Origin of the sequence: Algoriphagus iocasae (assembly GCF_014206875.1) — a bacterium.
Taxonomy (GTDB): Bacteria; Bacteroidota; Bacteroidia; order Cytophagales; family Cyclobacteriaceae; genus Algoriphagus; species Algoriphagus iocasae.
In genome coordinates, this window is sequence record NZ_JACIJO010000002.1 from 1,352,832 (window position 1) to 1,365,628 (window position 12,797).

General features: G+C 41.5%; 15 protein-coding genes. 4 read left to right on the plus strand and 11 right to left on the minus strand.

Features of this window, described 5'->3' with window-relative positions; all coding sequences use genetic code 11:
* Position 1: 1 nt before the first annotated feature.
* The 9 genes from FHS59_RS13260 to FHS59_RS13300 form a co-directional block, all read right to left on the minus strand.
* Positions 2–799: an SDR family NAD(P)-dependent oxidoreductase gene (locus FHS59_RS13260; RefSeq protein WP_184495663.1), complete on the minus strand. Its 798-nt coding sequence runs from the start codon at positions 797–799 to the stop codon at positions 2–4.
* A 1-nt stretch (position 800) separates the two neighbouring features.
* On the minus strand, positions 801–1,835 hold the full coding sequence (locus FHS59_RS13265; protein ID WP_184495665.1) for a zinc-binding dehydrogenase: 1,035 nt from the start codon (positions 1,833–1,835) through the stop codon (positions 801–803).
* Positions 1,836–1,837: 2 nt separating this feature from the next.
* On the minus strand, positions 1,838–2,545 hold the full coding sequence (locus FHS59_RS13270) for an orotidine 5'-phosphate decarboxylase / HUMPS family protein (RefSeq protein WP_184495667.1): 708 nt from the start codon (positions 2,543–2,545) through the stop codon (positions 1,838–1,840).
* Positions 2,546–2,689: 144 nt separating this feature from the next.
* On the minus strand, positions 2,690–4,027 hold the full coding sequence (locus FHS59_RS13275; protein ID WP_184495669.1) for a PEGA domain-containing protein: 1,338 nt from the start codon (positions 4,025–4,027) through the stop codon (positions 2,690–2,692).
* 93 nt (positions 4,028–4,120) lie between these two features.
* Positions 4,121–5,191: a dipeptidase gene (locus tag FHS59_RS13280; RefSeq protein ID WP_184495671.1), complete on the minus strand. Its 1,071-nt coding sequence runs from the start codon at positions 5,189–5,191 to the stop codon at positions 4,121–4,123.
* Between the two features lie 3 nt (positions 5,192–5,194).
* Positions 5,195–5,905, minus strand: a complete 711-nt coding sequence (locus FHS59_RS13285) for an SAM-dependent methyltransferase (RefSeq protein ID WP_184495673.1) — start codon at positions 5,903–5,905, stop codon at positions 5,195–5,197.
* Between the two features lie 70 nt (positions 5,906–5,975).
* On the minus strand, positions 5,976–6,734 hold the full coding sequence (locus tag FHS59_RS13290) for an alpha/beta fold hydrolase (RefSeq protein ID WP_184495675.1): 759 nt from the start codon (positions 6,732–6,734) through the stop codon (positions 5,976–5,978).
* Positions 6,725–7,150, minus strand: coding sequence for a four helix bundle protein (locus FHS59_RS13295; protein ID WP_184495677.1), 426 nt, complete (start codon positions 7,148–7,150; stop codon positions 6,725–6,727). The genes FHS59_RS13290 and FHS59_RS13295 overlap by 10 nt, the downstream gene beginning before the upstream one ends.
* 74 nt (positions 7,151–7,224) lie before the next feature.
* A complete protein-coding gene (locus FHS59_RS13300) occupies positions 7,225–7,944 on the minus strand; it encodes a pyridoxine 5'-phosphate synthase (RefSeq protein WP_184495679.1) in 720 nt (239 codons plus the stop codon).
* 59 nt (positions 7,945–8,003) lie between these two features.
* Between FHS59_RS13300 and FHS59_RS13305 the strand changes: the two genes are divergently transcribed.
* The 3 genes from FHS59_RS13305 to FHS59_RS13315 are packed head-to-tail and all read left to right on the plus strand — an operon-like array spanning position 8,004 to position 9,553.
* A complete protein-coding gene (locus tag FHS59_RS13305) occupies positions 8,004–8,456 on the plus strand; it encodes a GatB/YqeY domain-containing protein (protein WP_184495682.1) in 453 nt (150 codons plus the stop codon).
* A gap of 1 nt (position 8,457) precedes the next feature.
* On the plus strand, positions 8,458–9,003 hold the full coding sequence (locus FHS59_RS13310; protein WP_184495684.1) for a CvpA family protein: 546 nt from the start codon (positions 8,458–8,460) through the stop codon (positions 9,001–9,003).
* A complete protein-coding gene (locus FHS59_RS13315) occupies positions 8,987–9,553 on the plus strand; it encodes an anthranilate synthase component II (protein WP_184495686.1) in 567 nt (188 codons plus the stop codon). Before FHS59_RS13310 ends, FHS59_RS13315 begins: the two co-directional genes overlap by 17 nt.
* Here the strand turns inward: FHS59_RS13315 and FHS59_RS13320 are convergent, their stop codons facing one another.
* Positions 9,554–10,207, minus strand: a complete 654-nt coding sequence (locus tag FHS59_RS13320) for a LolA family protein (RefSeq protein ID WP_184495688.1) — start codon at positions 10,205–10,207, stop codon at positions 9,554–9,556.
* Between the two features lie 35 nt (positions 10,208–10,242).
* The gene (locus tag FHS59_RS13325) at positions 10,243–12,624 is read right to left on the minus strand and encodes a DNA translocase FtsK 4TM domain-containing protein (RefSeq protein ID WP_449355836.1); all 2,382 of its coding nucleotides are present in this window, start codon (positions 12,622–12,624) and stop codon (positions 10,243–10,245) included.
* On the opposite strand from FHS59_RS13325, the gene FHS59_RS23645 reads away from it, so the two are divergent.
* Positions 12,578–12,793: a hypothetical protein gene (locus FHS59_RS23645; protein ID WP_246388434.1), complete on the plus strand. Its 216-nt coding sequence runs from the start codon at positions 12,578–12,580 to the stop codon at positions 12,791–12,793. The genes FHS59_RS13325 and FHS59_RS23645 overlap by 47 nt on opposite strands.
* Positions 12,794–12,797: the final 4 nt, after the last annotated feature.

Sequence of the window (12,797 nt, forward strand, 5' to 3'; positions counted from 1 at the left end):
GTTATTTATGAGGGATCGTGCTTGGGTCTTTCGGGATATTTCTGCCGATCATCGGGAATTGCTCTAAATCAACTACCTGTCCGCTGATCGGTCCGCTTTCATCGGAGAGCCAATAAATGGTAGCAGCAGCTATTTCCTCCGGCCAAATAATTCTCCCCGCCGGAGCATACATCTTGGATAAATGCTGGTACCAAGTGTCAGAAAGTCCATGCTCTTTCTTTCGCTCAACTTCCTTCTCGGTTAGAACCCAGCCTGGATTGATCTGATTGACACGGACCCCGTTTTCACGGAAAAGTGAATCGCCCAAGTTTCTGGTCATGGTCATTATTGCTCCTTTAGTAATACTGTAAGCCAATAAATTGTGCTCTCCGCTCCAGGCATTGATCGAACCGATGTTTAATACTGCTCCGTGATTTTCTATCAAATGAGGTAGTGCAGATTTGATCAGAAATAAAGGGGCATAGGTATTTACCTCCATTAGTTTGTTTAAAAATGCTTTATCAGTCGAGTGAATATCTGAGGCTGCCACGATTGCTGCATTATTGACGATGCTGTCAAGCTTTCCCCAAGTGCTTATCGCTAAGTCAACCAACCGTTGAGTGGCTCCCTCATTGGAGAGGTCTTCAATATGTAAAACTGAATTTTCAGATCCGATCTCAGCAACTACCTGCTTTCCTAAGTCTTCTTCCAAACCATGGATAACTACTTTTGCGCCTTCAGAAACAACCTTTTTGGCAATAGCTTTTCCTATGCCCATTGTGCTTCCTGTGACGATAATAACTTTGTCTTTTAGCCTCATTTTATACAGGTTTTAAAACACTTTTTACAACTTCTCCGCTATGCATTTTCTCAAAGGCTTCATGCCATTGGGTAATTGGCCAAATGCCTCCGATAATAGGTTTTACATCTAATGTCCCGCTGGCAAGCAAGCCAAGAACTTTCTCCCAAATCGGCCAGTTATGGCTGAAACTCCCTTGAAGTCTTACATTTTTTTGGACGATTGGGTCTAAAGAAAAATTGCAGGGTGTGGGTCCCCAGCCAACTTTGGTGATCTGTCCATTTGGGCGAACAAGTTGCATCGCGATCTTTAAAGTTTCACTGACTCCGGCAGCGTCGACGACTAAATCAGCTCCCAATCCGTCTCTTTTTCTCGCCCATTCAGAAGCGTCATTTATTATTGGAGTGATTCCATAACTTTTCGCGATTTCCAGTCTTCCTCGGTCTTTTTCCAAACCCAGAATTGCCACATCTCCACCACAGATTTTCGCCACTGCTGCGCAAAGAATCCCGATAGTCCCTGGTCCAATGACGATTACTCGATCTCCGGGTTTGATGTGCGAGTTCACTGCTACGGCATTGTAGGCTACGGAGCATGGTTCGGTAAGGCAAGCTTCCTCAAACGAAAGTCCTTCAGGTACATGATGCAGGCATCGCGCAGGAACTCTCACAAATCTAGTCATGGCGCCATTGACGCCATAACCAAACCCTTTTCTGGTGGGATCAAGGTTGTACAATCCGGATTTGCTCATGGGGTTTTGTGGGTCGATTACAGCGGCGGTTTCACTTACTACCCGATCACCGACTTTCCAGCCGGTCACCCGATCTCCCACAGAAGCTATTTTTCCTCCAAACTCATGACCTAAAACCACGGGGTAGTTCACGGGCCAAGAATGATCGGAAGTCCACTGGTGCAGATCGCTTCCGCAGACCCCTACATTTTCAACCTCCAATAAAATATCTTCTTCACCAATTTCGGGGACAGGGATCTCTCTTATTTCTACAGAATGCTTTTTCTCAGCGTAGTTGACTACGGCTGCATTTTTGGTGCTGGACATGGTTAGGTTTTTTTGGGTAAAACAGTTGTTTGACTGTGGATTGCTTCGCAAATCATACGGAGTGAGCCCTCCAGATCACCACTGGCAGTTTTGAAAGAATCGGCATCTATGGTCAAAGGAGCTCCTAAAACCACCAATGGCGCACCGTATTGTGGGCATTGGATGGCTTGTTCCAGAGATAAACCGCCAACCGCCTGCACAGGGATATTGACAGCTTCCACTACTTCTCGGAGTTGATCCAATGGGCTGGGCATTCTTTGGCCGGAGGCCGCAATTCCCCTTCTTTCATCATAGCCGATATGATGGATCACATAGTCGCAGCCTAAATCTTCTAAAAACTTTGCGCCATCCACCATGCTTTCACAGACCATGTTGTCTCCCATGACTTTTGCACCGAAATCCTTACCAGCCTGCACGACACATTTAATTGTTTCAGCATGTGCTCTTGCCATGACTACTACATGGGTGGCACCAGCTCTCGCCATCATTTCTGCTTCGAGGTAGCCTCCATCCATGGTTTTGAGATCTGCTACGATTGGAACACCAGGAAATGCTTCCCGCAACTTTCTGACTCCATGAAGTCCTTCTGCTAAAATCAATGGAGTTCCGGCTTCCAGCCAGTCGACTCCTGCTCTCATCGCCAAGGCTGCCGTTTCGAGCGCCTCATCAATGTTTATCAGATCCAGAGAGATCTGTACAATAGGTTTCATATATTTTGGGTTTTGGTAAAAAAGTAAACCTTAATATAAACCTTTTTTGAAATTGAATTAGAGGGTTGTATCCTGATTGCTTTTCTTCGCTCAACAAAAAACCTCAGCCGTTTATGACTGAGGTTACTTTGGTTTTGGATAGCATTATTGCTGCAATCGAGCTTGGACTTCTTCGATTAGCCCTTCATATTTCTTTAGGATACGTGCCCAATCTTCAAATTTCTCATCGTCTTTAACCGTCACTTGGTTTTGACCATCTAGAAATGCCTCTTGGCTGATCAATTTGATCGCATATGCTAACTGATCTGAATTTCCTCCACTGCTCACGATGACTCTGGTACGGATAATACTTGATTGGAAGTTTTGAACCTGCCAAGAAGTAGTCAAATAGCCCGTGTTAAAATCAACTGTTTCCAGGATGTCAAAATATCTTGTGATAATGGAGCTTAGAATTCTCCAAGCTTCTTCAGGAGTATGCGCTGAGTTGACAGGAACGGTGATTCTCACATTTGCCAAATCCGATGAAACAGAAGAAGTATAGGCTTCATCCACATTCATTTCAATAAAATCAGTAACTGGAGGTTCCTGCATGTTTGGCTGATTGTAATAGTTCTTCACATAGCGAACATATCCATCTTTCTTCACCCGGATTTCTACGTTTCCATTTTTAGGGACTTTCAGATCATAGCTGCCTGTTCCGACTGTTTTCCCGCCTATCTCAATGATGGCATCATTCGGGTTAGTAGTGATCTTAACCAATCGGTCATCCAATTGAGCTTTTTCTCTAACAGGAGGTTCAGGGTCTGTGTCTGGCTTATTACAGAAAACTTTGGTGTATTCCACATACCCATCCTTATTAACAGTGACCGTTACGCAGTCACCCAAAGGAATTTTGATGTCTTGATTTCCTTTTCCGACGCTTACGCCATTGGCAGTTACATTGCCATCAGCAGGGATCACTTCCAGACGAACCTGGCGATCTTTTAATTCAAAATAATCTTTTGCCGGAGGCGTCTCTCTGTCTGGAGAATTGTAATAACTTTTTGTGATAGGGGCATATCCTGGCTTCTTGATTTCCACGGTATGAAAGCGATCCTTCTGGATAATTAGGTAAATCGCTTTTGTTCCGATCATTCTACCATCAACAAAAATCTCTGCATCGTAAGGTTCGGCTGTGATTTCTACTCTTCGGGAATCCAAAGAAACATATTGCTCTTTGTCCCATTTCAGATCTCTATTGAACTCTTTGATGACTGGTTCGTAACCAGGTTTGGTGATTTTGATACGGTTCCGACTATCTTTCTCTAGTTTATATTCGATTGCACCGGTTCCCAATTCTTGCTTATCCGAATCATCGTAATCATTTAGCAAGATGAATTTTGCGTCAGAGTGATTGGCAGTAATCTGAAGTTTTTGAGAAAAGGAAAGTGAAGCTGAAAAAAGGAATATTAAGGTAAGAGTGAGTAAATTTTTACAATACATATAAGGGTGGTTTGGCTTTTATTTTCCGCAAATAATTCAATTAGAATTATTTATGCAAAATAAAATTTCAAGAATTGTCCAATTTTTCCCCAATTAAGACCATTCTTTTCTTAAAAAATTTAACCAATTCTTATGCATTACTTTTTCCACATCTTGCTCTGAATATCCTCTTTGTCTCAGTAAATCAGGTACTTTGCTAAGATCACCAATCGTGTCTAAGTCATGTGGAGCTTGTTCCTTACCAAATGCCCCATCCAAATCTGAGCCAATACCAATATGATTTGCATTGCCCGCGACTTGGCAAATGTGATCTAAATGATCAAGAACCGTATTTAATGTCACGTTTCTTTCCTGAGGAGTAGTTTTTCCTCTTTCCCATCCCGGACTGAGCATCCATGCATCCATTGCCCCACCAATAACAGCACCACGATCCACTAATGCTTTGATCATCTCATCAGAAAATTGCCTGTTGTGATCGACTAATGCCCTGCAATTATTATGACTCGCCCAGACAGGACCTTGGTAAATGTCAAGTGCTTCCCAAAATGCCAAATCACATAAATGGGTAGCGTCTAAAATGATTCCCAGTTCATCCATTTTGCGGAGCAAAGCTTTTCCATCTTTGTTTAGAGGAGCGGAGGCATCTGTGCCATGGGCATATCTTCCAGGGCCGTAATGTGCGGGACCAAGTGCGCGAAGGCCATATTCATAAGCTTTTTCCAGATAATCCAGATTGACAATTGAGTCAGCACCTTCCAGAGAGAGGATAAAACCAACTGGTTTTTCGGTATTATCCTCATCGTTTTCCCAAAGAGAAACATGGTCGTTCAGCTCAGAAAGATTTCTGATTTGGGTCATTTCACCTTGCTCTACCATTGCTTGATACCAAGCCAATTGGCCTTGTGTCTGAGCCCAAGCCTGAGCAGGAGAGTGCCAGCCAGGAAGAGGATTGTCAGGAGCGACATATCTTCCGATTTGAGTAGCTACTACCAATCCAATATTGCCCTTTCTAAGATCGGGAAGGGATACTATCGCGTTTCCTCTATCTGGTTTATCCGTCATTCCAAGCTCTCTTGCATTGATTTCGGAAGCCGGTCGGGTCAAGTCACGGTTCCACTCGAGAGCATTCATGCTCAGATCCAAATGTGCGTCAATTGTCAGCATATACTAAAAGCTTTGAAGAATAAAAACAGTAGGGATTTTATGTAGATCAAGAGGAAGTTTCTTCCACTCAGCAATGGTTTTGGTAAGGATCATCTCGTCTTTTGCAGTGATATTTTTTGCGATGCAAAGCTTGGTATTCGCAGAAAGCACCCGTAAACAATCTTCAAAAATCTGATTGTTTCGAAAAGGAGTTTCCATAAAAATCTGAGCTCTTTTTTCGCGTAGTGATTCCGATTCTAAAGCTTTTAATGCAGAGGCGCGGTCTTTTTTATCGATTGGTAAATATCCATGAAATGCGAAAGATTGTCCCGAAAATCCAGATCCCATCAAAGCCAAAAACATGGAGCTAGGTCCAGAAAGTGGGACCACCTGAATACCTTTGACATGGGCATGAGCCACAGCCAATGCTCCCGGATCAGCAATTCCCGGGCATCCAGCTTCAGAAATAATCCCCACATCCGCCCCATTCATCAAAGGCTGCATGAGACGATTGATTGTTTCAGGTTTGGTGCTTTTATCGAGTATTTCAAAGTGGATTTCTTCGATGTTTACTCCTAATTTCAAGCTGCTGATATATCGCCTGGCGGTTCTAAGGTTTTCTACCAGATAGACTTTGGTATGCTTGACTACCTCTCTGACCTGCGGACTGATGACATCATTGGCAGTGTTTTCAGCTAGTACATTGGGTATCAGAAAAAGTTTTCCTTTGGGCATGGGATGCTATTTTTATTCGAATTTAGAGTTTAATCCACAAAGGAATATTTATCAGTTCTAATTTTCAGTTTTACTTGAGAAACTTCAAGACTTCTTCAATGACCGCATTTGGCTGTTCCGCATGTAGCCAATGGCCTGCACCTGAAATAAATTCTACTTCATAATTGGGGAAGAACTCTTCCATGTCCGACAAGTCCGACTGTTGGATGTAATTCGAATTTTCTCCTGCCAGAAATAAGGTAGGACCTTCGTATTTTTTATCACTTTCCAGTGCTTCTCCCACATTATTGATATTTTTTGTGATCACAGGCAAGTTGATTTTCCAGACAAAACCATTGGAATCTCTACTCAGGCTTTTTAACAAAAACTGCCTGATCCCTAATTCTGAGACATATTGGCCCAAAATATCATCCGCATCTTTTCTGGATTTGATGGTTTTCAAATCAATAGCGTTGAGTCCTTCGAGAATCGTCTGATGATGAACCGGGTAGTATCGAGGAGCGATATCAGCCACAATCAGCTTTTCGACGCGTTCTGGATACTGCAAAGCAAAATTCATCACCGTTTTTCCCCCCATGGAATGACCCATCAAATAGACCTTTTCAAGTCCTTCCTGATCCAAAAGATCTTTGAGATCTTCTACCATCACCTTATAATTCCACTCGTCTGCATGAGGGGAATCTCCATGATTTCGTTGATCTACTAGGTATAATGTGTAGGTTTTTTCAAGCTCTTTGGCAATGCTATACCAATTGTCAGCCGAACCAAAAAGTCCATGAAGAATGACTAGTGGCTTACCTGAGCCTATTTTTTTGAAGTTTAAATGCATTTTGAATTATTGTCGTCATCAGTCCACTGACGACAGTCGACTGCGGATTGATATATAATTTCAGTTAAAATTGAGTTTTTTAGGGCTTGGATTTTTATAGTTAGCTCTTCATAGGATTTATATAGCCTTAAGAAATCATCTTCTGTAATAATCTTTCTTTTCTTTCCTAAATAAAGACAGCTTACAACTTCGATTCCTGATCGACTAGCATACCCGAGAAATTTTTTAAACTCTGGGTTTGATTGTCCGGTGGATCCTTCCGCGATATTTAATGCTACAGAATCTGCCGCCCTTTGTATTTGAGTTGCCAAGACAAATTTTTCTTCGCTCGGGAATTTTTTTATCAATATGCTAATTTCCGTGCTTAGGTCTATTGCCAAATTCCAAACCCTTAAATCTTCGAATTTAAATGCCATAATAATTATGTTTTCTGAACTAATATTTTTGGAAACCGAATCTGGCAGTAGTCTGTTGTCTGTCGACAGTGGACTTATAGATCTTCCAACTGTCTCCGATACATCTGAATGGTATTTTCCAAACCATAATAAAGTGCATCACATACAAGAGCATGTCCAATAGATACTTCATCTAGGTATGGAATTGATTGCTTCAAGAATGCCAGATTATGTAAATCCAAATCATGACCGGCATTAAGCCCCAGACCTAATTCTTTGGCTATTTCGGCAACTTCCACGTAAGGTTTTACCGCATTTTCTTTGTTCTGATGAAAACCTACAGCATAAGGTTCTGTATAGAGCTCCACTCTGTCTGTTCCTGTGAGTTTGGCAGGCTCAAAATACCTGACTTCCGGATTGATGAAAATTGAAACCCTAATTCCAGATTCCTGAAGTTCAGCCACAATATCTTTCAGCATGCCTTGATTGGAAATCGTATCCCAGCCTGTGTTGGAAGTAATGGCATTTGGAGGATCGGGAACTAGCGTTGCTTGAGCAGGTTTTACGGCTTTGACCAAATCCATAAATCGGCGATCAGGATAGCCTTCTATGTTAAATTCAGTTTTAACGACTTTTGCCAGATCGAAGACATCCTGATGTCGGATATGTCTTTCGTCAGGTCTGGGATGAACCGTAATTCCCTGTGCACCAAAGCGCTCAGCGTCCAATGCTACTTTGACCACATCAGGATTATTTGCCCCTCTGGCATTGCGCAGCGTGGCGATCTTATTAATATTTACACTCAGTTTAGTCATTTCCAGGTCGAAAAGGGTATTTTTGTTCCGAATTTTACCATTAACACAAACTTAGAGTTATGAGTTTAAAGCAGAAAATAGATAGCGAAATTAAATCCGCCATGATCGCCAAAGATAAGGATAGATTGAGAGCTTTGAGAGCTGTCAAGTCTTTAATCCTTTTGGAAGAGACAAAAGGAGGTGCAGCAAGTGAGTTGTCAGAAGATGATGAAATGAAGATTTTGACCAAGGCTGCAAAGCAAAGAAAAGATTCTGCAGATATCTACCAGCAGCAAAATAGGGAAGACTTATATGCTGTGGAAATGGCTGAACTAGCAATTATTCAGGAGTTTTTGCCAAAGGCTTTGACTGACGAAGAGATAACTGCTTCTATTTCTGAAATCATCGCTCAGACTGGTGCTTCAGGACCAAAAGACATGGGGAAAGTAATGGGAGTTGCAAGTAAGCAATTGGCTGGAAAGGCAGATGGCAAGGCTATTGCTGATAAGGTTAAATCGTTACTAAACAGCTAAGTTGAGCACAGTAGACATAATATTATTGGTCATTCTGGGCCTTGGTGCCTTTGAAGGATATAGACAAGGATTCCTGATGGGGATCCTTGGTCTTTTCGGTTTTGTCATCGCCATTATTTTAGGGATTTATTTTATGGATCCGATGACGGATTGGCTCAAAGAAAATGTCACTGAATTTAATTTGGGCTATCCAATCTTAGGTTTCATCGTAATCTTCTCGATTACCATGTTTCTAATTAAGTCAGTTGGATGGGCTCTTAAAAAGACCATGGATTTGGTCTTGCTAGGCTCGTTAGATTCAATAGCTGGCGTATTTTTAGGGGTTGTCAAAGCAGCATTTTTCGTCAGTTTATTCTTTTGGCAGGCAAGCCTTTTTAAACTGGATTTACCAAAACAGTGGACTGCAGATTCTGAATATTTAGGATACATAGAGCCAGTGGCACCGGCAATTGTGGAGGGGATTGAACCGTTTTTTCCGAAGGTCGAAGAAAACCTGGAAAAATTAGAAAAGATTGTAGATGATATCCTAAATGATTCTGCTGATTGATAATTTTGATTCTTTCAGTCATATGTTGGCCGATTTGGTCATGCAAACTGGAGCTGAATTAAAAATCTTACGAAATGACTGCTCTCTAGAAAAAATCGATCATCTTGATTTTTCTGGATTGATCCTTTCTCCCGGGCCAGGGAAACCATCAACGGCGGGGAATCTCAGGGATATTTTTGAGAAATATTACAATAAAGTACCAGTTTTGGGAGTATGCCTCGGCCATCAAACTATTGGGGAGTTATTTGGAGCCAAGTTGGTGAAAAATGAAATCCCAGTGCATGGGAAAGTACATTCCATATCCAAAACTTTTGAACATCCATTTACAAATGGATTGCCTGATACATTTCATGTGACGAGGTATCATTCGCTTCAGTTGGAAGAAATACCATCTGATCTCCAAGTTATATTAGAAACTCAAAAAGGAGAAATAATGGGGATAGCGCACTGTGAACTCCCGATTCTTGGGATTCAATACCATCCTGAAGCCTATTTGACTGAGTACGGATTGGAATTAATAAAAAATTGGATGGAGGTAGTTCAGCGTTAATTATCGAAGATCGATAACTTCAACTCCTGCATGCTTTTTCGTATCAAACACAAAATGTGAATCCGGAATAGAAGGATCTGGTTTCAGGTTTTTGAAAGCATAAGAAAAAGAGCCTCCTTGTCCATCAAACATCTCCCAACCCAAAAGATCTTTCGTGTTTTTATCGATCATCAGTTTCACTTTTTGGAAAGGCGCGTTGGATTTTTCTGCATCCAATTCTACTACGTTTGCCTGCTTTCCCTGAAACGTTTTATCTGCTAAAAGCTTATAATTAAAGCCGCTCTCATACATTTTATAAATGTTGGTCGGAGTCAATTCTCCTTCCATTTGAGAAACGTCATTTATTGTAACTTCCTTGTAGCTTGGAGTTTCTATAAAAGTCCAGACTGTTTTTCCATCATTGAAGATTTCCTGGTCTGGAAGTTTTAATCTGTATTGATTTCCTTTCACAGAAATATCCCCGCTTTGGCGGTCACTGGTGCCGGCTTGGTCAGAGTAGGTATAATCAAAGCTTGCGGTAAAACCTTTCATGCTTTGGTATTTCTGACTCATACCGTCTAATACAGCTTTGGCTTTGGGATCTTTTTGTGCAGTAGCATCAAAATTGAAGATCGCTACCAGGAATAGGGTGAATACTAGGGCTAGTTTTTTCATGTAAATCAGGCTGTCGGAACTCTACTAAACAGCTTTTACAAACTATTCAATAACCGTTCCAAACTAGCTTCATCTTGAATCAAGACTTCTCTAGCTTTTGATCCCTCGAAAGAACCAACAATTCCTGCAGCTTCCAGCTGATCGATGATACGTCCTGCTCTGTTGTAGCCCAATTTAAGTTTTCTTTGAATCAAGGAAGTACTTCCTTGCTGATGCATAACGATCAATTTTGCAGCATCGTCAAATAGAGGGTCGCGATCGGATAAATCCACATCTCCTACTGATCCGTCTCCATCTTCACCTTCAAATTCAGGCAGTAAATGAGCATCTGAATAACCTTTCTGTTCTCCGATCCAATCACAAATCGCATCAACTTCTGGAGTATCTAAAAATGCACATTGAATACGCGTGACATCTGACCCTAAAGACAAAAGCATATCGCCCATACCAATAAGTTGATCAGCTCCTCCGGCATCCAAAATGGTACGGCTATCGATTTTCGAAGTCACTCTAAAAGATAATCTCGCAGGGAAGTTGGCTTTAATAATACCAGTAATGACATTGACGGAAGGTCGCTGTGTCGCCACCACCAAGTGAATACCGATGGCTCGAGCCAACTGCGCCAGACGTGCAATAGGCGCTTCGATTTCTTTACCAGCTGTCATCATTAAATCCGCCAACTCATCAATAACAAGGACAATGTAAGGCATAAATTTGTGACCTTTTTCTGGGTTCAGCTTTCGGCTGATAAACTTCGCATTGTACTCTTTCAGGTTTCTCGCTCCTGCGTCTTTCAGCAGGTTATAGCGGTTATCCATTTCGATACATAGTGAATTCAAGGTGTAAATTACCTTTTTGGTATCGGTGATAATCGCTTCTTCCGCTCCAGGTAGTTTAGCCAAGAAATGGCGCTCAATTTTATTGAAAAGTGTTAATTCCACCTTCTTTGGATCCACTAATACAAACTTCAATTGGGAAGGGTGTTTTTTGTAAATCAAAGAAGCCAAAATCATATTCAAGCCAACAGATTTACCTTGTCCGGTAGCACCTGCCATGAGCAAGTGAGGCATTTTTGCCAAATCAGCAACGTAAACTTCGTTTGAAATCGTCTTACCCAAAGCGATCGGAAGATCCTTGTCCGAGCGCATAAATTTCTCAGTACCCAATACTGCACGAGCAGGAACCAGTTCTCGGTTTTTGTTTGGAACTTCAATACCAATGGTGCCTTTTCCAGGGATTGGAGCAATGATACGGATTCCCAAGGCTGCCAAACTCAAGGCGATATCGTCTTCCAGATTCTTGATCTTGGAGATTTTTACACCTGGTTCCGGAACAATTTCATACAGCGTAACGGTAGGACCGATAGTAGCTTTGATCTCCTGAATCCCGATTTTAAAGTTTTCCAGAGTTTCGACAATTTTATTTTTATTGTCTTCTAACTCCTGACGGGAAACGGTTACTTTCTGAACATCGTATTCATTCAGCAGGTCAAGCGTAGGATATTTGTATCTCGGTAAATCTAATGTCGGGTCAAATGGATCTAAATTTTCGACCTCAGAAGCGGTTTTCTCTTCACCTTCTGCTTTGGTGACAGAGAAGTTTTTATCATCGGAAATTTCTTTTGGTGAATCTTTGATTTCATCCAAAAGGTTGATTTGGGAAACATTAAAGATGTCGTCTTCCTCCTCTACAACTTCAGGTTGAGGGGCAGGCTCATCTACCAATTCCACATCGTCATTTTTGATGATCCAGTCGCTGCCATCATCCTCGAACTCTTCCTCTTCATCCTCCATAGAAACAGGAGCAGAGGTAGATTTTTCAAATGGATTTTTTGCTGTTGTATTGGAATCTTCTAGGCCTTCATCCATCAAATCATCCGGATTTTCAGCCTTGGCAGTGAACCATTCTAGTTTGTCGATATCAAAGAAGAAAATCACGAAAATCAATAAGGCTGCGCCAATGAGAATAAATGTTCCCCAGCTTAAGAAATCAGCTGAAAGTTTTGCCAACTCATAACCAAAGCCACCTGATAAGAAGCTCCAATACGAATATCCTTCTACTAAAATGACGATGTATCCGGTCAATAATCCCAGCCAGAATGTAAAGAATAAAGCAAAAGTGGTATAGCGGGTCAAAGAGATCAAAGAGACTTTGAAACTCCATTTGAAACCAAGAATAAACAGAAACGGTGGGAATAGAAATGCCGCAATTCCGAACCAACGGTAGATCATCCAATGTGCGGCCTGAGCACCAAAATATCCAAGCCAGTTATTGGAATTTCTGGCAGTATCCCGGATTTCATCATCTAGCGGAGTATTCATTACCAAACTTTGATCCGTTGGTCCATTTAGTAGGTAACTGACGAAAGCTATGAACAGAAATATCCCGATTGACATGAGTAAAATCCCCAATGTCAAGACCAGTTTGGAGCTTTTAATGGAGCCAAAAGAAAAACCAGGGCCTTTTGGTTTAGAGGCTGGTTTTTTACTTTTCGTTTCTCCTTTTTTTCTAAAAGTGTTGGTCCTAGGTGAATTGGTGGCCATGTATTCGTTAAAATCCGATTTTAAGATAAGACGATTGGATTGAGTTT